The sequence below is a fragment of the Aurantibacter sp. UH7 genome (assembly GCF_056839165.1).
In genome coordinates this window covers 1,990,707-2,016,105 of record NZ_CM166388.1, presented here as the reverse complement: position 1 = coordinate 2,016,105, position 25,399 = coordinate 1,990,707, and the positions used below count along the sequence as shown (strand labels likewise).

The following is a 25,399-nucleotide window of genomic DNA, read 5'->3' as shown; positions in this document are numbered from 1 at the left end:
TATGATTAACAAAATTGCACTCCTTTTAGTATTATTATTTGGAATTTCAAACCTTTTCGCACAAGACGAAATACCAACTGAGGAACTACCCAAAGAAGAAAAAACAGATTCATTACAAACTGCTCCATATGTAATGGACACTACACTAATTGACACTATAGTTATTAGAAGAATGCAATCTAGGATTAAACAAAGAACGGAAAGCGTAAACCTTCAGAACACTACTATTTCATTCAAAAAAACAAAACCCCTAAAAGAAGGCTATAAAAAGTTTGAAGTGCCCACATTTTGGCAAAGCGTTAATCTTTTAGGTCTTAACTTTAGTCAGGCTGCATTTGTAAATTGGAATGCTGGTGGTAACAATTCTATTTCAGCGCAAACAAATGCCCGTTTTGAACGCAATTACAAATTCAGGTATTTGCAATGGGAAAATATTTTAGAAACTAGATATGGTATAAACCTACAAGAAGGTCAGAAAATAAGAAAAACTGATGATGCAATTCGAGTTAGTTCTACTGTTGGTTATCGTCGCGACACTATTAGCAATTGGTACTATTCAATGAAGGCAAATTTCAACACTCAATATACCGATGGTTATAAATATCCAGACCGAGAAACCCCTATCTCTAGAGTCATGAGTCCTGGTTATTTTTTCTTAGGTGCCGGAACTTCCTATATTTCTGAAGATAGAAAATTTAACTTTTATGGTTCGCCACTTACTGTGAAGTCAACTTTTGTGTTTGATCAAGATTTGGCGGATAAAGGTTCTTTTGGTGTAGAAAAGGCAGTACTCGATACCGATGGAAATATCATAGAAAAAGGAAAAAACATATTTCTAGAGGTTGGTTTGCTAATTACAAATAATTGGGAAACCCAACTTATGGATAACATTGGCGTCAAACACAGGTTGAATTTATATACCGACTACTTACAAAGCTTTGGCAATGTAGATGTTGATTGGGAGTTAAACTTTACCTTAAAAGTTAATAAATATATTGTAACCAATTTAGGCACACATGTTATTTATGATGATGATATTCTGTTTGACCCTATTAAGAATGATGCTGGTATTGTTATAGATGAAGGAAGACCTAAACTACAGTTTAAACAATTGCTAGGCGTTGGAGTTGCTTATAATTTTTAAATTATAATAAAATGTAATTCACGTTAGATTTCTAAACCAGATATTTTTCTGTGAATGTGCACAGCGGCACTATCCGACAAACTAGCCACGTAACAGCAACAATTTAAAAGAATATTATATTTAGAAGCTTCTTTATCATGATACAATTTTGGGAACGTTTGTAACATTAACTTATCATAATTAGAAGCCTTATTTTCTTGCTCTCGAATAAGTGCGCCTGTATATACATCTAGTATGTCAGAGATTATTTTATACCCTGCAATCTCTTTTTCCAATACTTCTAAAGATTGATAAACCTTTTCAACACTTAAAGAAATTATATCACTTATTTGTGCTTCATATTTGCTCTTATCTAATAATGACACATCAAAATCACCTTTTAAAATAGACTGTTCATTGTTAATGAAAATATTCACAGCATCGTTTATCAAAGTACTTATTGCCAATGCTCTTAAATAACTTAAACGATCAGCTTTAAATTTAAGCGAGTGATATTTTTTAGTATTTATATTGTCTTTTACTAATTTAATTAAATACTCCAAGGCATATTCCTCTGAAATTAAACCCAAATTAATTCCATCTTCAAAATCAATTATGGTATAACAAATATCATCTGCCGCTTCAACTAAATAAGTTAATGGATGTCTTGCAAATGAAATATCTGCACCATTTCTAGTTTGCAACAAACCAAGCTCATTAGCAACGTTTTCAAAACCTTCCTTTTCTGACTGAAAAAAACCAAACTTCTTATCAGAAATATGTTTTGTAGGTTTCTTTGGTAACGACTCTTTTGGGTATTTCATAAATGCCCCTAATGTTGCATAACTTAAACGTAATCCACCAGCGACACCTTCTCGTGATTCGGTTAGTAGTTTAAATCCATTGGCGTTCCCTTCAAAATCAATTAAATCTTGATATTCTTTTTCAGAAATATCTGATTGATATTTTTGGCCATTCCAATTTTTAAAATATTCGCCAATTGCTTGTTCCCCACTGTGTCCAAAAGGAGGATTACCAATATCATGAGCCAACGCCGCAGCTGCTACTATAGCTCCAAAATCGTTAAACTGATAACCATGCGCTTCGCGTAAATGCGGATGTTTTTCTAGTATCTTTTTCCCAGCTATTCTTCCTAAACTCCTACCTACAACCGAAACTTCAAGACTATGTGTTAGTCGGGTATGAACAAAATCTGTCTTTGAAAGTGGAATAACTTGTGTCTTATCTTGAAGACTGCGAAAGGCCGAAGAAAAAATAATTCGATCATAATCTACCTCAAAACCCAACCGAGTTTCATCTTGTTCTTTACGTAATCTTTTATGGCTGTCACCATAACGCTTTAATGAGAGTAGTTCTTCCCAATTCATATTACATCGAAATTTAAAATCTTCTTTTTCAACATTAACAGCGAAATATCAGCCGAATTTTTCCCTATTTCGTCATTAAAGATTGCAAGATACAGATTTTAGTAATCGCCCGTCATTACTGCGCATGCCATAATACTATTAATATTAAATTAACATAGTAACGTTTAGTTAACACTTTTACAATACATGTTTAACATGGCAGTAACGTCACTTTTACAACTCTCTAGTTTATTTGCAACGTAAAATAAAAAAGAGCGGTTGCTCAAAACAAACACTAGGTAACAAAAACACGAGAAAAAAATGAAAAAGTTATTTCTATCATTATTAGCCACTACCGCATTAATTGTATCATCATGTAGTGATGATGATGAGCCTGCTATTTTGGAAGCTCAGGCGACATGTAACGATGGTATTCAAAATCAGGGTGAAACTGGTATCGATTGTGGCGGCCCTAACTGCCAAGCTTGTGAAACTGATCCAGGAACAACAGCTACTTGTAGTGATGGTATTCAGAATCAAGATGAAACTGGTATCGATATTGGAGGCACATGTGCAGAGATAATAACTATTTCAGGAGAAATTGCTGCAGACACAACTTGGGAAGCTACTAACATATATTTATTAGCAGGTAAGGTTGTTATAGGTAAAGGTGTTACTTTAACTATTGAACCAGGTACTATCATAAAAGGAAAGCCAGGTTCTGGATCTTTAGCTTCTGCTTTAATTGTACAAAGAGAAGCAAAATTAATGGCCGAAGGAACTGCTGACAAACCTATCATCTTTACTGCTGAAGAAGACAACATTGCTGTTGGATCAACTGCTGGTACTAACTTGGACGAAAACCAAAGAGGAAAATGGGGTGGTCTTGTAGTATTGGGTAGAGCTGCTGGTTCATTTAAAAATGACGTAACAGAAGTTCAAATCGAAGGAATACCTGCAGACGATACTTTCGGACTATACGGCCCAGGTGACGCACCAAATGATGCCGACAATTCAGGTGTACTACAATACATATCTATTCGACATGGTGGTGCCTTAATAGGTGAAGGCAACGAAATAAACGGTCTTACCTTAGGCTCTGTTGGTTCAGGAACTGTTATTGAAAACATTGAAATAGTTGGTAATGTTGATGATGGAATTGAATTTTTCGGAGGAACTGTAAATGCTAGTAACCTTTTTGTATGGGCGCAAGGTGATGATGCCATCGATGTTGATCAAGGTTATTCAGGAATTATCGACAACGCCGTTGTAGTTGCTGGTGATGTTTCTGATCATGCATTTGAAATTGACGGTCCAGAAGGCTCAGCTAATGGTTCATTCACTTTAAAAAATGTAACTATTATAGGTAGCGCAACTGCTCCTAATGGAGAGTATGCGGATTATAGAAGTAACGCAATGGGCGCTACAGAAAACATCTACGCATATGGTTTTCAAGATGGTAAGGATATAGAATTAGATGCGAATGATGTAGCACAAAACTACTTGGACGGTCTACTTACTTTCAGCGCTTGGGAAGTTACAGGTTTTGATAATGCAATTTTTGTAGAGAAAGTTGCTAAAGATGATAATGATGTTGAAATCGAATCAACAATAATTTTAGACCCAACATTTACTGAAAGAGCAGCGGATTGGACTACAGAAGTAGCACAAGATGCAAATACTGTTGGAGCAACTCTTTCTGATTTCAGTTGGACATATTCAAACACAAAAGCAGGATTAGGATTCTAATTCACAATATTAAATTTCGCCAATATGCTCGCCTTATCCAAGGCGGGCATTTGGTATATAAAGAGCTAACTCATATTTAGATGAAAATTAATTTAAAATTACTAGTACTCGCCTTCTTAATTATTCAATCGACATTCTCACAAGAAGGAGAGGTCACCGGAAAAATAATTGATGCAGACTTTCTGGATCCAGTGGCATTCGCAAACGTTTTGGTTAAAGGTACCACTACAGGAACAACTACAGATTTCGATGGAATTTACACACTGTCTTTAGAGCCTGGCACCTACACTCTCGAATTTTCTTTTTTAGGATATAAAAGCGTAGAAATAACAGAAGTAGTAATTAAAGAAGGAGAAGTTGCTACTGTAAATCTAACTATGGAAGTTCTTGCAGAAGGTCTCGATGAGGTTGTAGTAACGGTAAGCGTAAAAAAGAATACAGAAACTGCGGTTTTAGCTATTCAAAAAAAAGCGGTTAATGTGTTGGATGGCTTGTCTGCCGAGACATTTAAAAAATCAGGTTCGAGTAACGTAGCTAGTGCAATTAAAGCAGTACCTGGAGTTTCTGTACAAGGTGGCAAATATGTTTACGTTCGTGGCCTTGGAGACCGTTATACTAAATCAATTTTGAATGGTGTAGATATTCCTGGGCTAGATCCCGACAGAAACACTATTCAATTAGATATATTCCCAACCAATATAATCGACAATGTATTAGTTCTAAAATCAGCATCTGCTGATTTACCTGCAGATTTTACTGGAGGGATGGTCAATATTGTAACAAAAGACTACCCCACTAAAAAAGAACATAGTTTTTCTGTTAGCGGAACATATAACCCTGACATGCACTTTAATAGTAATTATTTGGATTACGATGGCAGTAAAACAGATTTTCTCGGTTTCGATAGTGGTCGTAGAGATGTCCCTATTAATAGAAATCAAGATATACCAAGTACATCTACTTATGATTCTAGACTCACAACGATTACAAATAGTTTTAGTCCAACATTAGCTGCTATGAAAAGTAGTAATGGCATGGACTATAGTATTGGGTTAACCACAGGAAATCAATATATAGTCGGAAAAGAAGAAATTAATCGCATCGGATTTTTAGCTTCTGTATCTTATAAAAATACCACTTCATATTACGAAGGGGCTCAAAATAATTTTTATAGAAGAAATTCTGATTCCTCTGTAAATGAATTAGAAACATTTAGAACGCAAAGTGGAAATATTGGATCTAATAATGTATTGGTAAGTGGTCTCTTAGGCACTTCGTATAAGACTGAACGTTCTAAGTACAAATTAAATCTCTTGCATTTACAAAACGGAGAATCTACAGCTGGGATATTTAGCCAAACATTAAATTTCACTGACTTTATCAACTTTTCTAAAGACAACTTAGAGTATACACAACGCTCTATTACAAATGCACTCTTATCTGGTACACATACTAATGAAGATGCTTCATGGACTACTGAATGGACACTTTCTCCTACGCTTTCAAGAATAGAAGATAAAGATATTCGTACGACATCTTTCCAAGTTGAAGATGGTATTTCATCTATTCCTCAGAACAATCAACCAAAAAGAATTTGGAGAGATTTAGAAGAAGTAAACGGTGTTGCTAAAATAGATTTGACTAAAAAATATGAGATAAATGAGAAAGATGCTAAACTAAAATTTGGCGCTTATGGATCCTATAAGGCAAGAGATTTCAACATTCTTAACTTCGAAATTGAGAGCAATGCCTCTACCTTGCTATATGATGGCAACCCTGATAACATTCTAAAGGATGAAAATCTTTGGACTACAGCAAATCCTAGTGGCTCTTTTATTGATCCAGACATTTCTATTAGCGAACCAGCAAATACATACGAAGCTGTACAGCAAAATATAGCTGCTTATGCTTCTAATGAATTTAAATTAGGGACTAAGTTAAGAACTGTACTTGGACTAAGAATGGAAAAGTTTGAATCGAGATATACAGGACAGGATAACCGTGATATTAACGACCCACAGAAAGTTATTTTTGATGACGAAACAATAATCGACGAATTTGATTTCTTTCCTACTGCCAACTTAATTTATGAATTAACAGAGCAAGTGAACCTTAGAGGCTCTTACGCTAGAACTACAGCAAGACCTTCATTTAAAGAGGCTTCAATTGCCAAGATTTTCGACCCACTATCAAACAATACTTTTATTGGTAATATTGACCTGTTACCTACCTATGTAAATAATTTTGATGTGCGTGCTGAATGGTTTGGACAAAATGCAGAAATGATAGCACTAAGCGGATTTTTCAAAAAATTTAAAGATCCAATTGAACTTACGTATTTCGAATCTTCAACAGATAATTTCCAACCACAGAATTTAGGCGATGCCGATGTTATTGGTGTTGAAATTGAAATACGCAAAAATTTAGGATTTGTATCTTCTATTCTTGATAACTTTAGCATGAATTTAAACACCTCGTTTATTAAGTCAACACAAGTATATAGTGAACAAGAACGCAACCTTAGAACTTTAGGCCTAAGAGATGGTGAAACATTAGATAATGATCGTCAACTACAAGGACAATCACCATTTTTAATTAATGCAGGAATTAATTATGAAGGCGAAGAAAACAATTTACAGATGGGATTATCTTATAATGTTCAAGGTAAAACGCTGCAAGTTGTAGGTAATGGTTTTGTACCAGATGTTTACACAATGCCTTATAACAATTTAAACTTCAATCTCTCTAAAAGCTTTGGAGAAAACAACAACCAAAGCGTAAGCCTGAAAGCAACTAACCTATTAGGAGATGATGTTTTAAGCGAATATGAGTCTTTTGGAGCATCAAATAAAATATTCTCTTTGAGAAGTCCGGGTACAGCTTTCTCTATAGGGTATAATATAAAATTCTAATATAGAAACTCTACATGGTTTATAGCGTCTTTACTTCTAAAGTAAGGACGCTATTTTTTTTTATAAATGGAAACCACATCTTAACAATTTTACAACTTACTATTAACCTACTCCTAACTTTAACTTTACAATCAAGAACTTTCTTTGTAGTGGATAATTTTTATCATATGAAAAACATACTAGCACTTGTAGTTCTTCTTTTTTCTACAAGTTTATTTGCACAACAAGGTTCTATTAGAGGGACTATTTTAGATCAAGAAATGAATAATGAACCGTTGCTATTTGCAAACATCTCCTTAAAAGGTGACAAAACAAACAAGCAAACAAATCTCTTCGGGAATTTTGAATTAAATGATGTAAATCCTGGTGAATATATTGTTCAAATTAGTTTTGCGGGTTACACTACTAAAGAAGTTACCGTAAGTGTTAAAGCGAATGAAACTATTGAACTACAAGAAACATTATCTGCGATAACATTTGATTTTGACGAAACTTCGTTAAACTCAAAAGCAAGTAATGAAGAAAAAATTGCAGTGAATACAACTAACACTGCCGGAAAATAAGTTGCCATAAAAATAATGGCATAAAAAAACCGTCAGCCTTGGGCTGACGGTTTTTTTATGCTTGCAATCTATAATCAATTCTTAGTTACACGCACAGAACTTTCTTTATTTACAACACTCGCAATTGCGTTATTACTAAATTCAACTTCTTTCAACGAACCGTCATTCCAAAAATTCCATTTCCCTGTTTTTATACCATTAACGTATGCTCCCTCTGAAACTTTCTCTCCTTCTTCATTATAACTAATCCAATCACCGTGTAATTTTTTATCCAAATTGAAGGTGCCTTGTTGACTTATTTTACCATTATCATGATAATACGTTGCTTCAATTAAATTAGTTTCTTCATTCAATTTCATCTCTTTCTCTTCTTGAGCAAAAGCTGAACTTGATACTAATAATATCGCTAGCGTTAAAAATATATTTTTCATTACAATCTGTTTTATATTCACATGTAGGTTTAAAGATACGTGTTAGATAACATTTAAACAACTTTTTCGTAACATTAAATTTACATTAGAAACGTTTTTATTTGATTTTTAGTGTGTTACAATTATCAAGATGAAATAGCATATTACATTTCATCGACACTATATGAAATTCTCAAATCTAAAAATTATCCCATACAAGGCTTACTATCATATATTTACAAAAACCACAACCTACTTCAAAATAGATTTCAAACTATAAACTTCTTTATTAGAATTGGAATAAATAATTCATTATTCAACTTAATCCATTATTCCATAATATTTAAATAACATTAAATTAACTTTGAGAAAAACTCAATTGAGTCAATTCGAATAAATACCTCCAATGAAACTCAAGTATATTTTTTTAGGACTACTATTGTCTTGTCTACTTAATTCCTATTCTCAAGAATCCAATTCCCCTGCTTTTGGCAACGGATTATTTAACCTTGTGGGAAAGGACAGTACTTGGACCATGAAAATTGGAACACGAATGCAATTTTTAACTGTAGGTACCTGGGATAAAAATGCAAATGGGGAGATTACGAATCCTGAACAAAATTTTTCAATTCGTAGGGCTCGACTAAAATTTGACGGATTCGCCTATTCACCTAAATTAAAATACAAAATAGAGTTAGGGCTTTCAAATAGAGATATTTCTGGAGCTTCAGAATTTACCAGCAATTCTCCAAGATATATTCTAGACGGCGTACTAATGTGGAATTTCTATGGGAATTTCGAATTTTGGATGGGACAAACAAAACTCCCAGGCAACATTGAAAGAGTAATTTCTTCAGGTAATTTACAACAAGTTGATCGTTCTTTATTAAATAGCACATTTACATTAGACAGAGATCAAGGTATTCAAATAAGACATCATTTTAATCTATCAGAAAAATTCTTAATTAGAGAAAAATTAGCTATTTCTCAAGGAGAAGGCAGAAACATTACAAGTGGCAATCTTGGCGGTTTACAACATACAGCGCGCATCGAGCTATTCCCTTTTGGGGACTTTAAAGCCTATGTTTCTAGTGATTTAAAGCGAAACAAGAGTCCCAAACTAATGCTTGCAGCAACTTTTGACCACAATAAAGACGCGGTAAAAACACGTAGCAATCAAGGTAATTATATGAATAATGATATCGGCTTTTTTGAAACAGATATCAATACAATTTTCATAGATGCTATGTTTAAATACCAAGGATACTCTTTTATGGGGGAATTTGCCCATCGAAGCGCTGCCGACCCCATCGCAAAAAATTCAGATGGCACATTAACTGGAGATGTTGTACAAGTTGGAAATGGACTAAACTTGCAAACTGGTTATCTGTTTTCTAATAATTGGGAAGTTTCAGGTAGATTTACAAATATTGATTTAGATGAAACTATTACTGGAATAAGTGAACAAAATCAGTATACATTAGGACTTTCTAAGTATATTGTTGGTCATAAATTAAAAGTACAGACCGATTTCAGCTATTTATCAGATGCTATAAGCAACGATGAATTGATGTGGAGATTACAAGTTGATATTCACTTTTAAAATATAACCTTTAGATAACATTGTAACAAGATCAGTTATAGATATTTGCCAACTATTTTTTGAGTTCACTTATGGATAATTTTTACTTATTAATGATCGTTGCTCTTGTAGCACTTGCAATTGCAGATTTGGTAGTTGGTGTTAGTAACGATGCAGTAAACTTCTTAAATTCTGCAATCGGCTCAAAAGCTATATCCTTTAAGACAATTATGATTGTTGCAAGTTTGGGTATTGGTTTCGGCGCCATATTCTCTAGCGGTATGATGGAAGTTGCACGTAAGGGTATTTTTAACCCGGGTGAATTCTATTTTGATGAAATCATGTTCATTTTTATGGCAGTAATGATAACAGATATCTTACTACTAGATTTCTTCAACACATTGGGAATGCCCACTTCTACTACGGTTTCAATCGTTTTTGAACTTTTAGGTGCTGCCGTAGCAATGGCACTTATAAAAATTGGTGCTGATAGCGGTAATTTTTCAGATGTTGTAAACTATATTAATACCAATAAGGCCACCGAAATAATAATCGGAATACTCCTGTCAGTGGTAGTCGCGTTTTCCATAGGCGCGCTAGTGCAATGGCTTTCGAGGCTATTATTATCATTTAACTATGGAAAAAAACCAAAATGGGTTGGCGCTCTTTTTGGTGGTGCTGCTCTAGCTGCGATTACCTACTTCATTTTAATGAAAGGAATTAAAGGAACTGCATTTGCTAATGAAAACCTTGATTTACTAGATGGTCGTACAATAAAAGACTTTTTAGAATCGCGCTGGTTTACTATTTCAGCCGCGAGTTTTGTATTTTGGTCAGTGCTCTCTTATGTATTAGTTGAATTTTTTAAAACCAATATTTACAAACTTATTATTGGAGTTGGCACCTTCGCACTTGCATTAGCATTTGCTGGAAACGATTTGGTAAACTTTATCGGAGTACCAATTGCTGCATGGCAATCGTACGAAGCATGGTTAATTTCAGGTGTAGACCCGTCCGAATTTAGCATGGAAATACTTGCTTCAAAAGTTCCTACTCCTACTTTAATGCTGCTCTTTGCTGGAATTATAATGGTGGCAACTTTATGGTTTTCAAATAAAGCTAAAGGTGTAGTAAAAACATCTATTGATTTATCAAGCCAAAGTGAAACCAAAGAGCGTTTTCAACCTAATTTTCTTTCAAGAGGATTGGTACGTGCTGCAATCGCAATCTCAAAATATACCGCCACTGTTGTTCCAAATACATGGAGAGCTTCGATAGATAAACAATTTGAAAAGCCAGTAATTACATTATCTAAAGATAGAGTTCACGAATTACCGGCTTTCGACTTGGTACGTGCCGCTGTAAACTTAATGGTAGCTGGAATTTTAATATCAATTGCCACCTCTTACAAATTACCGCTTTCAACAACTTATGTAACGTTTATGGTAGCTATGGGTTCTTCACTTGCCGATAGAGCGTGGGGAGCTGAGAGTGCTGTATATCGTGTTGCTGGAGTACTAAATGTTATTGGCGGTTGGTTTATGACCGCAATAATTGCCTTTATAGCATCAGGTGCAATTCTTTCTCTTATTAGTTTTGGCAAAGGTGCTGCTATCGCTATTTTATTGTTTGTAGCTATACTTCTATTGGCCAGAAACTATATTAATTACAATAAGAAATCAAAAGAAATAAAAGAAGAAGATCAATTACAACGTGCAGAAAGTAGTTCTATTCAAGGCGTAATTGAAGAAAGTGCCACTAATATTTCAACCGTTATTAAACGTACAAATAAAATATATACCAATTCTATTAATGGGCTTGCAACACAAGATTTAAACTTACTTAAAAAGAATAAAAAGCAAGGCGCTAAACTCTCTGATGAAATAGATGGCCTTCGCGATCATATTTTCTACTTTATTAAAAATTTAGATGAAGCTAGTGTTGGAGCAAGTAACTTCTATATTAACGCTTTAGCGCATTTAACAGATATTTCTCAATCTTTAGAATATATAGGTAAAGTTAGCCACAAACACGTTTACAATAATCATAAGAAATTAAAATACAATCAAATTAAAGAGTTAAAAGAAATTGATCAAAAACTAGATGAGATTTTTACAAAAACTCAGAAAGCATTTGATGCACATTCTTTTGAGCAAATTGGCGTTATTTTAGGAGGCAAACAAGAATTGTTTGACCTTGTTTCTCAAAAAATAGCTAAACAAATTGCACGTACAAGAACTGAAGAATCTAGCCCGAAAAACACTACGCTATATTTTTCTATTCTTTTAGAAACTAAAGATCTTTTAACGGCTACTACGAATCTTCTTGAACAGTATTTTCAGGAACACGATAGCTCTATACCCCCTGCAAAACCAGTAATTCCAGAAGAATAGCATCTCTGTTAATTCAAAGAACTAATTAAAAGCCAAAAGGATAACAGTTTCAAATGTCTGTTTCCGAGATTGTCGTTTCATCGAAAAAATATCACCTTTTACAGAATTATGCGTTAACATAGCAAATCCAAATCGCTATGTTTCGCATCTTGCAACGTTCTTTTCTTATTACATCATTAGGTTTATTAGTCATTTTTAATTCTTGTAGTAAAGATGACGAAACAGCTATTCCTCCAGAAATTGAAACTGACAATGTTGCAAGAGCAGCAGCTAAAAAATTATATGAAGACCATTATGTAGCATCAAAAACTACGAGTGCCGACGCACAATGGAACGGAGATTCTTCCGAATGCAATGCAGGTTCAATATCAGAAAATATAATGTCGAAAATATTCCAACGCGTACATTATTTTAGATTAGCCGTAGGTTTAAACAACACCTTAACAGAGAATTCTGCTCAGAGCACTAAAGCACAAGAAGCGGCATTAATGATGAGGAGTAACCAAGAGTTAGACCATTTTCCACCTTCTAGTTGGTCGTGTTTCACTGAAGATGGAAGTGAAGCTGCAGGAAAATCCAATCTAGCAATGTCTAAAAATGCCGAAGCAGTAGACCTATACATAAGTGAACCAGGAAACTCTAATGGCCCTGTAGGGCATAGAAGATGGTTGCTATGGCCTAGACTCAAATCAATGGGAGTAGGGAATACTGATAATTCAAATGTTATTTGGGTTGTAGGCAATTCTGGATCAGCACCTGCTGACCAACCTGATTATATTGCTTGGCCACCTGCAGAATATGTGCCAAACAACTTGGTTTACCCAAGATGGTCATTTTCAATTAAAGGTGCCGATTTTAGTCAGACTACCGTTTCTATGGTTGATGAAACAGGGAACTCAGTAACTATAAATATGGAAGATTTAAACACCGTATATGGAGACCCAACAATCGTTTGGGTGCCACAAGGAATTAAAACCAATAGTACAGAAGACACAGCCTACGTGGTTACTCTTACCAATGTAGAAATTAACGGTGAATTTGAAGATTTCGAATATTCCGTAATTCTATTCGACCCTAATAGTTAGTGCGCTGCTAATAACTTCGAACGATTTAATAATATTAAACAACTAATTCTTAAGTACTATTCTTTGGATTATTGTATATTTCAACGGGCATTTATTCGACGATGGAAATTATACCAAGTACAAAACAACAGTTTATTGCAGAGCACAAACTTGAAATAGGTAAATTCTTATTTTATACGAATATTGTTGTTGGTGAATTTAATGATGGCGTACATGTAACCAAAGAAAATGCCATTGAACCTATATATCTTTCCCAACAGATATACGGCGAATACAAACCTATTATATACATTTCTCACCGTCGGAACTCGTATTCTTCTGACACTATGGGCTACAAAGATGTTATTGAAATGTTCCCCAATTTTAAAGGCTTCGCTATTGTTTCGCAAAACAAATATCGTCGCATGCTTGTTAAGCTAGAAAAACTATTCATTTCAAAACCGATAGGAGTATTTGATAATATTGATAATGCCTTTTCATGGGCTGAAAATATTTTACAAAAAAGCTCTTAACATTTCCCTATAGCTACTTATTTCTATACCTTCAATTAGTCTTTTGAAAATTTACCAGCTATGAAGAATTTAAGCGTACACTCCAGTTTCTTTTTGTTGAGTTTAATCTACCTATTTTTTTCCCTCCCTTGTTTTGCACAGCAGTATGATATTTCTGATGATAAAAATATTTCTAACAATACTACACTAACAACGATTCCTTTTTATTCAGGGTTGAATGGATATCATGCTTTTAGAATACCAACTATAATCAAAACCAAAAACACATTAATAGCATTTGCAGAAGGACGTAAAAATTCAACTAGTGATTTCGGTGATATTGATATCGTATACAGAAGGTCAACTAATCAGGGCGAAACTTGGCAGCCAATAGAGGTGCTATACGATTTAGATACTATGGCTGTACAAAATCCTGTGCCCTTGTATGTTAGTCATGAAAATAAAGTGGTATTTCTTTTTAATTCTACTTCAATGAGCGAGCATGATATTTTAAATAAAGATTACGACCAAAAAGATGAACGCATGGCCCTAATAACAGCTACCATTGATGAAGGTAAAACATGGGCTCCAGTAAAGAATATTACTCGAAGTATAAAACGCAAAAATTGGCGCTGGCATGCTATTGGCCCCGTACACGGAATAGAATTAAAACATGGCAAGAATAAGGGAAGACTCATAACCCCAGTGGCAATTAGCATAGCCAAAGGAAACAAAGCCTTTTGCATGGCCCTGGTATATTCCGATGATACTGGAAACACATGGCAAATTGGTGCTGTAGATGAAAATATAAGTGATGCTGTACAAGCAAATGAAACTACAATTACTGAACTATCAGACGGAAGAATTTATGTAAATACTAGAGACCAAAACGGAGGCTCAAATGAAAAAAATCGTGGAGAAACTTTTAGTCTCGATGGTGGACTGACCTTTCAAAAGCCTATTGTTGAATCTAACAAATTTCCTAGTCCGATTGTACAGTCGGCATTATTGAGTTGGCAAGGGGATAAAGAACTTGTGCTCTTCTCAACCCCATCTTCTAAAAATAAACGCGAGAACCTTATCATTATGGCCAGTGATGATGAAACTAAGACTTGGTATACACTTTTTAAGGTGCATCAAGGTTTTTCTGCCTACTCAGATTTAGTGCAATTAGATAAAAATAATTTGGGCGTTATTTACGAAACCGATGATTATAAGAAAATACGGTTCAGTAGAATCCCTATGAAATAAATATTGGCTTAAATTTTTTTAAGACCTATAGAAATTCATCTCATCTAAATATTTCCATACTGCGTCTGGCAATAACGGTCTAATGTTTTTCCCTGCTTTATGATTTTTGCGAATAAAAGTCGATGAAATCTCCATTATTGGAGCATTCACTTTATGTATTTTGGTATGACCTTCAAAACGATGTTCTACTTTACCTTCCGAAATTCTTGGATAAACAAATAGCTCATGATTTTCCAAGATAACCTCATAATTTTTCCATTTATGCAGCCCCTTAAGATTGTCTTCCCCCATAATGAGGCAAAAATCATACGTATCACCAAATTTTTCAGTTAAATGTGCTAGCGTATGCACTGTATAATTTGGCTGTGGCAAACCAAATTCGATTTTTGAAGGCTTTAATCTAGGATAATCCTTTACCGCTTCTGAAACCATTTGATAACGATGGTTATCCTCTAAAAGTGATTGCTTAGTTTTAAAGGGGCTTTGAGGTGTTATTACAAACCAAACTTCATCAAGCTCAGAAAACTCCACCATATGATTGGCAATTACCAAATGACCAATATGTATAGGGTTGAAGGTTCCAAAATAAAGTCCAACCTTTTTCACCATTAGTCCTTTTTATCAGTAGTAGGTTCTTGAATAAAGTCTAACACTAATTGTTTGGCTTCTTCTAAAGCTACATCTAAATCGTAGTTCTTAATAATTTTATCAAATTGAGGGGCTGTCGCTAGCTCTACCGAAGCTTTGGCAATACGCATGTTAATTTTATCTTCGCTTTCAGTACTGCGTTTCTTTAAACGTATTTTAAGCTCATCAACACTTGGTGGCTTAACAAAAACAGCTAATGTTTGATCCGGAAACTTCTTTTTAATTCGCAACCCTCCAACAACATCTATATCAAAAATCACATTTTTACCCTCAGCCCAAAGTCGTTCTACTTCGGTTTTTAGAGTGCCATAAAAATTATCTCGATATACTTCTTCCCATTCTAAAAAATCATCATTTTTAATATGGTTTTTAAATTCTGAAATGGATATAAAATAATAATGTTCGCCGTTCTTTTCCTTTACCCTGCGAGCCCTAGATGTTGCAGAAACTGAAAACGCTAAATTAAGTTCTGGTTGACTTAATAAATGCCGCACAATAGTTGTTTTACCACTACCAGAAGGCGCCGAAAACACCAAAAGCTTTCCTCCTTTCATTAAAGTACGTTTAACATTTGTTCTTTAATTTTCTCTAACTCATCTTTCATTTGCACAACTACTTGTTGCAAAGGAGCGTAGTTTGCTTTTGAACCAATAGTATTGATTTCTCTTCCTATTTCCTGACTAATAAAACCGAGCTTTTTACCATTTGAATCAGCCGAATTTAAAGTAGTAGAAAAATATTCTAAGTGATTAGCCAATCGTACCTTTTCTTCCGTTATATCGTACTTTTCTAGATAATAAATCAATTCTTGCTCGAAACGATTAGCATCTACATCAGTTTTTAAATCCGCCATTGCTTTTTCTAATCGCTCTCGAATAGTATCAATACGATCAACATCAATCTTTATAACTTCTTGTAAAAGACTTTCAATAGTATTGATGCGATTTTCAAAATCAGTCTCTAGTACTTTTCCCTCTTCCGATCTAAATTTATTTATTTCTAAAAGAGCTTCTTTTAAAACTGTTTGAATTACCGCAAATTCATCTTCATCAAGATCTTCACGTTCGGTCTTCATCGAATCTGGTAATCGCAAAGCCATTTCTAATAAATGAATATCGTCACCATCTGCAATCGACTTCAACTGTTGCATATATTGCTTAACAACCTCTTCGTTTACGACTGCAGAAGTTTCTGTACCTGTCAACTCAACATATAAGCTAAAATCAATCTTTCCACGAACTAATGAACTTGCAATTACTTTACGCAACTCCAATTCTTTAGCGCGGTATGCTTGCGGCATCCGCGCATTTAAATCAAGATTTTTACTATTCAACGATTTAAGTTCAACGGTAATCTTTTTAGAAGGAAGTTGGGCAACATGTTTCCCAAAACCGGTCATTGATTGGATCATAGACAGTTATTAATTTTAAACAAAGATAGCCAAAATTAGCAGCTTGTTATTGATATTCATTGGCTTATCAAACAACAGTACTTTCTTAAATAAATACTAAAGTTCCTTTATTTTGATATTTTTAAAAGCCACAACATTACCATGATCTTGTAATCCAATCTTACCCGTTTTAGCTTTTGCAAAACCTTCCCAACCATCAAATTTTGACCCTTTAAGCAAAGCATCCAACTCTGCACCATGTACCGGAAATGTGGCAACTTCTACTCCATTTAAAACTGAAGTTCCTTTGTTAGTATCGTGATTTACAGTGATAACTGCTGTATTCCACTCACCAACTGGTTTTGCCGCTTTTTCTGATGGCGACACTAAATCATATAAGGCACCTGCTTGATGCGATGTGCCATTTTTTCCATCTGGATGTTTATCATCATCTAGGATTTGAATTTCTAAAGCTGAATGGTAAGGCTGACTAAACTTAGCATCTTCAACAATTCCCCAGAATATTCCTCCGTTACCTGCCTCAGAAATTTTCCAATCTATCGTCAACTCAAAACTTGTGAAGGCTTGTTTCGAAACTAGATTAAAACTTTGTTTTTTGCCATTTTCATCCAAACGCTCTTCATCCGTTGGTGGTATAAAAACCATTGCTCCATCCTCAATTTTCCAACTTGAAGGTACATCTCCACCCATATACGCTTGCCAAGCATCTAGAGAAGATCCATCAAACAATGTAATCCATTCAGACTCGAGTGCTTCGGTATTAACTGCTTCATGTGCTTCTTCAACTGCTTTCTCAGCTTTATCCTTACAAGCAATACTGGCAAAAACTGCGAATGCTACTACTACTAATTTTTTCATCAATTGTATTATTTATATTCCTAAAATCTTCTTTAACATCTCTTTGTCTACTGCTGAACCTGCAAAATCGTCGAAGGTTTTTTCAGTAGCCTCAATAATATGATCTTGAATAAATACAGCACCTTCTCGGGCACCTTGTTCAGGACTTTTTATACAACACTCCCATTCCATAACAGCCCAAACATCACAACCATATTGTGTTAGTTTAGAAAAAATAGTTTTAAAATCAATTTGTCCATCACCTAAAGAACGATACCTACCAGCACGATCGCCCCAATCATTATAACCGCCAAAAGCACCCTTCTTACCTGTTGGGTTAAACTCAGAATCTTTTACATGAAACGATTTAATAAACTCATGATAATGGTCTATATATTCAATATAATCTAACTGTTGCAATACGAAGTGACTAGGGTCATATAAAATGTTCACTCGTTTATGATTACCGGTTGCTTCTAAAAATCGCTCAAAAGTATCACCATCATGTAAATCTTCTCCAGGATGAATTTCATAACATACATCTACTCCCTCTTCATCAAAATGATTTAATATAGGCATCCATCTTTTTGCCAACTCCTCAAAACCCATTTCTACTAAGCCTGCAGGCCTTTGTGGCCAAGGGTGCCATGTATGCCAAAGCAAAGCACCGGAAAATGTAGCATGTGCATTAAGTCCAAGCCTTCTGCTTGCGGTTGCAGCCTTCTTTACTACGTCTACAGCCCATTCAGTTCTTGCCTTTGGATTATTTTTTACACTGTCTGGTGCAAAATTATCAAACATTAAATCATAGGCAGGATGTACTGCTACTAATTGTCCTTGCAAGTGCGTTGAAAGTTCAGTAATTTCTAAACCATAAGAATTAACCTTTCCTTTTAATTCATCACAATAAACCTGACTTTCTGCAGCTTTATCTAAATCTATTAAAAAATCAACCCATGTTGGAATTTGAATTCCTTTATAACCCAAATCTGATGCCCATTTACACATTCCATCCAAAGAATTGAACGGAGCTTTATCATCTACAAATTGCGCCAAAAATACGCCAGGACCTTTAATTGTCTTCATATTTAATTACTTCTATTATGTTAGTTGAATTTGGTTTTATTGTGTTCTTTTTAGGAATAAACCCTATATTTAGATTTGAAAAACCCCTAATCTTCTTTTTCTTTGAGAAGATATAAATATAGGAAAACCATCAGAATTAATATAATAAATTTATGAATCTAGAAGAGCAGTATGATGCCATAGTGGTTGGAACTGGAATTAGTGGCGGTTGGGCGGCCAAAGAACTTTGTGAAAAAGGACTTAAAACTCTAGTTTTAGAACGTGGTAGAATGGTAGAACACATTAAGGACTACCCAACTATGAATGACGACCCTTGGGATGATCCTCTAAAGACGCGGCTTTCTAAAGAAGATAAAAAAAATTATCACATTCAACATCGCTTAAACTGGGCACCCGACAATACGGATAAACACTTTTTCGTAAATGACCTTGAACACCCTTATGTACAAACCAAACGTTTTGATTGGATACGTGGTTATCATGTAGGAGGGCGCTCCATAACCTGGGGAAGACAAAGCTATAGATGGAGTGACATTGATTTTGAAGCAAATAAAAAAGAAGGTGTTAGCATCGACTGGCCAGTACGTTACAAAGACATTTCACCTTGGTATGATAAGGTAGAAGAATATATTGGTGTAAGTGGTCAAAAATTAGGATTGAAACAATTACCAGATGGTAAATTTCAACCACCGATGAAACTAAATTGCGTGGAAGAAGATTTTAAAGAATCTGTTTCAGAAAAATTCGAAGATGGTCGTTTAGTAACTATTGGTAGAACTGCTCATATTACTGATCCAGATGCCGAAATTGAAGGTAGAACACAATGTCAAAACAGAGATCGTTGTAGACGTGGATGCCCATTTGGAGGTTATTTCAGTAGTAACTCTTCAACTTTACCTGCTGCGGAAAGAACTGGAAACATGACATTGAGACCAAATTCAATTGTTCATGAAGTTATTTATGACGACAAAACTAAAATGGCCACTGGTGTCTGCGTAATTGACACTGAAACGCATGAAAAATTAGAGTTTAAAGCAAAAATTATTTTCTTATGCGCTTCTTCTATGGCATCCGTTGGCATTTTATTACAGTCAAAATCTGAACGCTTCCCTAATGGATTAGGCAACGATTCAGACGCCTTAGGCCGTGGTCTTATGGATCACCATTATAAATTAGGAGCTTATGCGAAAGTTGACGGCTATTTAGATAAATATTATAAAGGAAGACGCGCAAATGGCTTTTATATTCCGCGTTTCGCCAACTTAGACGAGAAAACTAAAAGAAAAGGTTATTTAAGAGGCTTTGGCTATCAAGGATCTGCGAGTAGAAATTCTTGGTCTGAATCTGTTGCTGAAATGGGTTATGGTAAGGATTTAAAAGAAGAGATATTAAAACCAGGCAAGTGGACTATTGGTGTAACAGGATTTGGAGAATTTTTACCACATGACGACAACAGAGTTACGCTAAGTAAAACTGAAAAAGATAAGTGGGGATTACCACAACTTGATTTCGATGTAGAATTTAAAGAAAATGAACATAACATGCGCAAAGACATGGTTACAGATATTGTAGAAATGTTTAAAGCAGCTGGTTTTAAAGACGTACAACCGTACGAAGAATCTTCATATCCTGGCTTAGGCATTCATGAAATGGGTGGTGCACGAATGGGTCATAGTCCTAAAACATCTATTGTTAACAAACACAATCAGGTTCATTTAGTTCCTAATGTTTACGTCACGGATGGAGCATTTATGACTTCCTCTAGTTGTGTAAATCCTTCATTAACTTATATGGCATTTACGGCTAGAGCAGCAGAACATGCAGCGCAACAATTAAAGGCTGGTAAATTCGCATAATTTGTAGAAAAAGGGCGTTTTGAAAAGCAAAATTGACAATATTAAACAAATACAATACGTTTAGATTTCATGGAAAACACATCAGCCAATAACATGTGGGGAGATTATCTAAAAAATCACCTTGAGGATGTCTTTCACGAAGCTCCTAAAACCATACACTTTTGCGATAACGAACACGATGCTAATCAATGTGCTCAATTAGTAAAAGATGGTATAAAAAAGGCTACTACAGACTCATTATTAGGGTTGCAAAATAGAAATGAAAGACTACCTAAAATAGGTGATTTTGCCGTAGTTACAAATTGGGCTGGTGAGGCACAGTGTATTATTGAAACCACTAAAGTGGTACTAAAACCTTTTTTTAGTATCGATGAAGAATATGCTCAAATTGAAGGTGAGGGTGATAAATCATTAGCCTATTGGAAAAAAACTCATTGGGATTATTACACTCGTGAGTTAGCACAATTTGAACGTGTACCTCGTGAAAGTATGATTGTTGTTTGTCAATATTTTACAAAAGTTTTTGAACGAAAAAAATAAACAATTGCTTAAAGAAGTAAAAAAGCCTGCTAATTAAATTAGCAGGCTTTTTTACTTACAAGAGTGATATAGTTATTTTATCAATTTCACCCAAGTATTATTATTCTTGTTAGATTCAACAGTAGCCTCAATAAAGTTCATACCACGAACACCGTCTTCCATTGTTGGAAATTCACCATCGTTATATTTTTTACCTCTAATTGCCTTTGCAGCCCCTAAATAGATATTGGCCATAGAATCGAAAATTCCTTCTGGGTGACCAGCAGGTAATTTCGTTCCATCTAATGACAATTTAGAGTTATACGCATGTCCTGGCTTATACACTTGCATAGGCTGTGTATCACTCTTAACATATAAGAAATTTGGATCTTCTTGTTCCCAATGCAATGAAGCTTTTTCACCGTATATTGAAATAGCCAATCCGTTTTCATCACCAGTAGCTACTTGACTACTTCGTATCACACCTTTTACATGATCATCCATACGAATTAATACGGTGCCATCTATGTCCATTTTATTATCCTTATATAAATAATTAAAATCACATAATATGGACTTTACTTTTAAGCCTGTCGTATATTCAACTAGATTAAAAGCATGAACACCTATATCACCCATACATGAACTAATGCCTGCTTTTTTAGGATCTAATCTCCAAACAGAAGAACGCTTTTTCTTGTCGTGAATTATTGTATTTATCCATCCTTGGTAATACTTAGCATCTACTTTATGTATTTTACCCAAAGCACCAGATTTTATCATTTCGCGCATTTGACGAACCATAGGGTACCCCGTATACGTATGTGTTAATGCAAAAACTTTTCCTGATTTAGCATGAGCCTTCTGAAGAATTTTAGCCTCTGCAAGCGAAGTTGTCATTGGCTTTTCACAGATTACACTAAATCCATTATCAAGCAATTTCTTGGCCATAGGAAAGTGCAAAAAATTTGGAGTTAGAATAGAACAAACTTGTATTCTCTCATCTTCCGGTAGTTTTAGCTCTTCTTCTACCAAGGTATCAAAATCTTCGTAAATTCTATTTAATGGAACATCAATTTCACGAGCAAATGCCTTATTAGCTTTAAAATCTGGATTAAAGCAAGCTCCAACTATTTCATAATTATCATTTATTTGAGAAGCCACTCTATGTAAAACTCCTATTAGAGAATCTCCGCCTCCTCCTAAAACTCCTAACCTTATTTTCTTTGGCATAGTACTAAAATATTAATGTTATATATTATATCTCTTAATCAATCGTAATTCAAAGCTACGTATTGTATTCAATTTCTTCGTTTTTAAAGAAAAACAAAAATATCACAAAAACCGCTCCTGCAAAAATCGCGGGGAAAATCCATATTTCTTTCCAGCTATGTACATTATCTGAGATTAAAAATTCATCAGAAATTATTCCTGCAACCCAATACCCAATAAGCATTCCGACCCCGTAAGTTGCTAACGTAATTAAACCTTGGGCTGCACTTTTAACTTTTTCTCCTGCTTTAGAATCTGTATAAATTTGACCAGACACAAAGAAAAAATCATAGCAAATACCATGTAAAGCAATCCCTATTATCAACATAAAAAACAAATCTCCAGCATTCCCAAAAGCAAATAAAAGATAACGTATACCCCAGGCAAACATTCCAAAAAGTATTGTTTTCTTAAACCCATATTGTTTAAAGAAAAAAGGCAGTAACAACATAAACATTACTTCTGAAACTTGCCCTAAAGTTGCCCATGTGGTAGAATTTTCAACTTTATATTCTGTTAAAAATAAACTTAGATTTTGATAATAAAATGCTAAAGGAATACATATTAATATAGAAGAAAGAAAGAAAATTAAAAAATTTCTATCGCGTAGTAATTTTAAAGCATCGAGACCTAGAATATCAGAAATACTTACTTTTCCATCACGTTTTGCGGTAGGGGGTGTTTTTGGCAAAGTAAAACTAAATAAGCCAAGTAAAGCTGATGCAATTGCTACCATTAGAAAAGTATTAGACAAGGCCCCTTGCCCAATATTCTCTATAGAATCCCACTGAAAACCAAAACTTATTACCCAACCCGCAATTATCCATCCTGCGGTACCAAATACACGAACAAATGGAAATTCTTTACTCGGATTATTTAGTTGCCTAAAAGAAATTGAATTAACCAAGGCCAAGGTTGGCATATACAAAATCATATACCCAAGCACATAGGGATAGAAATAATTAAACTCAACCGTTTGAGACATTTGATACATTAATACAGCGCCAGCAATATGGAGTATTCCAAGTATTTTTTCCGCATTAAAATAACGATCAGCTATTAATCCTACTATGAACGGTGCAATTATTGCGCCCCAAGATTGTGTTGAAAAAGCCATTCCGGTTTCAACTCCCGTTGCGTTCAGATTATTACTTAAATAAGATCCCAGGGTAACAAACCAACCTCCCCAAATAAAAAATTCTAGGAACATCATTACTGAAAGTTGTACCCTAATTCTGGGGTTCATATTTACTATTTATCGTTTATAAAAAACATAATCTAAAGGAACAGGCTCTTTATCATCTTGTCTTAACTTCATCATAATCTGCGCTCTATGATGAGTCGAATGATTAATTACATGGAATAAAACATCCTTTAGATTATTTGTAAAAAGACGCCCTTGAGAGTTTTCATAATCTATTCTTTTTTCGAAATTATCTGCATTCGATGTTATGTCAAATGAACATCTCTGATTTTCATAATGAATATCATCCCAATTAGATATAGCATGAATTTGCCATACATCAAACTCGGTTTGCTGTCCAATAATTCTCGAATTCCAGATGTGGTGTGCATTTAAAATATGCGAAAACAACTCAACAGTTTTTTCAGACACATTTGATTCATCTGTGCACAATTCAATAATTTTTTTATTACAATAAAAATTATAATCAAAAAGCTGATTAAAAAAGACTTTCATCTACTTATAAAATTTTAACTTCTGTAGTTCCGTATCAGGGGGAAATAAGCGATTTACACTTATATGAATTCTTCTACTTAAGTAAATTTAACAAAGTCAAAACTTCGTTACGTTATACAATTATTTCATTTAGTTCAATTCTTTTGCCACTTTCAACATTAAATCTCTTGTAGCTATAATACCAGCTTCTTCACCCAATTCTTTACCTTCATATTCAACACCTATATAACCCGTATAACCTGCATCTTTTACGATTTGAAGCATTTTCTTATAATCAATGTTCACCTCATTACCATTCGCATCAAAAACATTAGACTTTGCACTTACTGCCATTGCATGAGGCATTAATTCAGTTACTCCTTTATATATATCATACATCTCTGCACAATCCCAACTATCTTCTTTTCTAGTAATGCAAAAGTTGCCGAAATCTGGTAAACTTCCACAATTATCCATATTCACTTCTTCCATAACTGCCGCATGCATTGCTCCGTTTGAAGAAAGACCGCCATGGTTTTCTACTAAAATTTCAATATTCTTAGTTTTAGCATAGGTCGCAAGTTTAGTTAATCCATCAACCGAATTGGCATGCCATTTAATAGGGTCTGATTCTCCATTTAAATTTACGCGAATTGCATGGCAACCCATATCCGCCGCAGCATCTACCCATTTATAATGCCGTTCAACAGCTGCATCGCGTTCAGTTTTATCACTAACAGCAAGATCACCTTGTCTATCAATCATAATTAACACATTCTGCATACCATGCTTTTTGGCCTCTGCGTTAGATTTTTCAACAAATGCAGCCATAGCTTCAGGTGAATATTCATTATTTTCTAAATCTGCAGGATATAACTGACTTACATATTCCAATCCAGTAAAACCCCATTTTTTTGCTTTTTCTGCAAAAGTGTATGGATCCACCTTATCTTCTTTTATCATATTATGAATTGACCATTGTGCCAATGAAAGTTTAAAAAAAGGCGCTGTTGACTCTTTACTCACTTCTTCTAATGCGGGCGTATCTGCATCCTTCTTTTTCTCTTTGCATGCGAATGTAATTGTAGCTAAAAGCACAATAGCAACAACTGAATAAAATCTAAAAACGTTCTTTACTTTCATAATAATTATTAGTGTGAATTAAA

General features: G+C 34.5%; 22 protein-coding genes. 11 read left to right on the top strand and 11 right to left on the bottom strand.

Going from position 1 to position 25,399, the window contains the following annotated elements:
- Position 1 precedes the first annotated feature (1 nt).
- Complete coding sequence (locus tag UH7x_RS08580; RefSeq protein WP_482363313.1) at positions 2 to 1,144, top strand: DUF3078 domain-containing protein; 1,143 nt, start codon at positions 2 to 4, stop codon at positions 1,142 to 1,144.
- A 23-nt stretch (positions 1,145 to 1,167) separates the two neighbouring features.
- On the opposite strand, the gene UH7x_RS08575 is transcribed toward UH7x_RS08580, so the two are convergent.
- Positions 1,168 to 2,511: a deoxyguanosinetriphosphate triphosphohydrolase gene (locus UH7x_RS08575; protein ID WP_482363312.1), complete on the bottom strand. Its 1,344-nt coding sequence runs from the start codon at positions 2,509 to 2,511 to the stop codon at positions 1,168 to 1,170.
- A gap of 300 nt (positions 2,512 to 2,811) precedes the next feature.
- On the opposite strand from UH7x_RS08575, the gene UH7x_RS08570 reads away from it, so the two are divergent.
- From UH7x_RS08570 to UH7x_RS08560, 3 genes are all read left to right on the top strand, one after another.
- Positions 2,812 to 4,239, top strand: a complete 1,428-nt coding sequence (locus UH7x_RS08570; RefSeq protein WP_482363311.1) for a hypothetical protein — start codon at positions 2,812 to 2,814, stop codon at positions 4,237 to 4,239.
- A gap of 80 nt (positions 4,240 to 4,319) precedes the next feature.
- Positions 4,320 to 7,151 (top strand): TonB-dependent receptor, encoded by a 2,832-nt coding sequence (locus UH7x_RS08565; RefSeq protein WP_482363310.1) that lies wholly within the window; start codon positions 4,320 to 4,322, stop codon positions 7,149 to 7,151.
- 167 nt (positions 7,152 to 7,318) lie between these two features.
- Positions 7,319 to 7,714: a carboxypeptidase-like regulatory domain-containing protein gene (locus UH7x_RS08560; RefSeq protein ID WP_482363309.1), complete on the top strand. Its 396-nt coding sequence runs from the start codon at positions 7,319 to 7,321 to the stop codon at positions 7,712 to 7,714.
- A gap of 74 nt (positions 7,715 to 7,788) precedes the next feature.
- On the opposite strand, the gene UH7x_RS08555 is transcribed toward UH7x_RS08560, so the two are convergent.
- On the bottom strand, positions 7,789 to 8,145 hold the full coding sequence (locus tag UH7x_RS08555; RefSeq protein WP_482363308.1) for a toxin-antitoxin system YwqK family antitoxin: 357 nt from the start codon (positions 8,143 to 8,145) through the stop codon (positions 7,789 to 7,791).
- Positions 8,146 to 8,530: 385 nt separating this feature from the next.
- Here UH7x_RS08555 and UH7x_RS08550 point away from each other — a divergent pair, with 385 nt between their 5' ends.
- The 5 genes from UH7x_RS08550 (at position 8,531) to UH7x_RS08530 (ending at position 14,926) form a co-directional block, all read left to right on the top strand.
- Entirely contained in the window at positions 8,531 to 9,727 is a 1,197-nt protein-coding gene (locus UH7x_RS08550; RefSeq protein WP_482363307.1) for a porin, read from the top strand.
- Between the two features lie 71 nt (positions 9,728 to 9,798).
- Positions 9,799 to 12,099, top strand: a complete 2,301-nt coding sequence (locus UH7x_RS08545; protein ID WP_482363306.1) for an inorganic phosphate transporter — start codon at positions 9,799 to 9,801, stop codon at positions 12,097 to 12,099.
- A 137-nt stretch (positions 12,100 to 12,236) separates the two neighbouring features.
- On the top strand, positions 12,237 to 13,184 hold the full coding sequence (locus UH7x_RS08540) for a CAP domain-containing protein (protein ID WP_482363305.1): 948 nt from the start codon (positions 12,237 to 12,239) through the stop codon (positions 13,182 to 13,184).
- Positions 13,185 to 13,285: 101 nt separating this feature from the next.
- Positions 13,286 to 13,696, top strand: a complete 411-nt coding sequence (locus UH7x_RS08535) for a hypothetical protein (protein ID WP_482363304.1) — start codon at positions 13,286 to 13,288, stop codon at positions 13,694 to 13,696.
- Positions 13,697 to 13,756: 60 nt separating this feature from the next.
- Entirely contained in the window at positions 13,757 to 14,926 is a 1,170-nt protein-coding gene (locus UH7x_RS08530; protein WP_482363303.1) for a sialidase family protein, read from the top strand.
- A gap of 18 nt (positions 14,927 to 14,944) precedes the next feature.
- Here the strand turns inward: UH7x_RS08530 and nadD are convergent, their stop codons facing one another.
- The 5 genes from nadD to UH7x_RS08505 form a co-directional block, all read right to left on the bottom strand.
- Entirely contained in the window at positions 14,945 to 15,532 is a 588-nt protein-coding gene (gene nadD, locus UH7x_RS08525) for a nicotinate (nicotinamide) nucleotide adenylyltransferase (protein ID WP_482363592.1), read from the bottom strand.
- 2 nt (positions 15,533 to 15,534) lie between these two features.
- Positions 15,535 to 16,128, bottom strand: a complete 594-nt coding sequence (gmk, locus tag UH7x_RS08520; protein WP_482363302.1) for a guanylate kinase — start codon at positions 16,126 to 16,128, stop codon at positions 15,535 to 15,537.
- Positions 16,128 to 16,985 (bottom strand): YicC/YloC family endoribonuclease, encoded by an 858-nt coding sequence (locus tag UH7x_RS08515; RefSeq protein WP_482363301.1) that lies wholly within the window; start codon positions 16,983 to 16,985, stop codon positions 16,128 to 16,130. Before UH7x_RS08515 ends, gmk begins: the two co-directional genes overlap by 1 nt.
- Before the next feature lie 96 nt (positions 16,986 to 17,081).
- A complete protein-coding gene (locus UH7x_RS08510; protein WP_482363300.1) occupies positions 17,082 to 17,843 on the bottom strand; it encodes a 3-keto-disaccharide hydrolase in 762 nt (253 codons plus the stop codon).
- 12 nt (positions 17,844 to 17,855) lie between these two features.
- Positions 17,856 to 18,908 (bottom strand): sugar phosphate isomerase/epimerase family protein, encoded by a 1,053-nt coding sequence (locus UH7x_RS08505; RefSeq protein ID WP_482363299.1) that lies wholly within the window; start codon positions 18,906 to 18,908, stop codon positions 17,856 to 17,858.
- A gap of 152 nt (positions 18,909 to 19,060) precedes the next feature.
- On the opposite strand from UH7x_RS08505, the gene UH7x_RS08500 reads away from it, so the two are divergent.
- Positions 19,061 to 20,764, top strand: a complete 1,704-nt coding sequence (locus tag UH7x_RS08500; RefSeq protein ID WP_482363298.1) for a GMC oxidoreductase — start codon at positions 19,061 to 19,063, stop codon at positions 20,762 to 20,764.
- A gap of 69 nt (positions 20,765 to 20,833) precedes the next feature.
- On the top strand, positions 20,834 to 21,304 hold the full coding sequence (locus UH7x_RS08495) for an ASCH domain-containing protein (RefSeq protein ID WP_482363297.1): 471 nt from the start codon (positions 20,834 to 20,836) through the stop codon (positions 21,302 to 21,304).
- Positions 21,305 to 21,376: 72 nt separating this feature from the next.
- Here the strand turns inward: UH7x_RS08495 and UH7x_RS08490 are convergent, their stop codons facing one another.
- From UH7x_RS08490 to UH7x_RS08475, 4 genes are all read right to left on the bottom strand, one after another.
- Positions 21,377 to 22,516 (bottom strand): Gfo/Idh/MocA family protein, encoded by a 1,140-nt coding sequence (locus UH7x_RS08490; RefSeq protein ID WP_482363296.1) that lies wholly within the window; start codon positions 22,514 to 22,516, stop codon positions 21,377 to 21,379.
- Between the two features lie 55 nt (positions 22,517 to 22,571).
- Positions 22,572 to 23,801 carry a nucleoside permease gene (locus tag UH7x_RS08485; protein ID WP_482363295.1) on the bottom strand — a complete coding sequence of 410 codons (1,230 nt, stop codon included), beginning with the start codon at positions 23,799 to 23,801 and terminating at the stop codon, positions 22,572 to 22,574.
- A 9-nt stretch (positions 23,802 to 23,810) separates the two neighbouring features.
- Complete coding sequence (locus tag UH7x_RS08480; protein WP_482363294.1) at positions 23,811 to 24,254, bottom strand: DinB family protein; 444 nt, start codon at positions 24,252 to 24,254, stop codon at positions 23,811 to 23,813.
- A 129-nt stretch (positions 24,255 to 24,383) separates the two neighbouring features.
- Entirely contained in the window at positions 24,384 to 25,376 is a 993-nt protein-coding gene (locus UH7x_RS08475) for a sugar phosphate isomerase/epimerase family protein (RefSeq protein WP_482363293.1), read from the bottom strand.
- Positions 25,377 to 25,399: the final 23 nt, after the last annotated feature.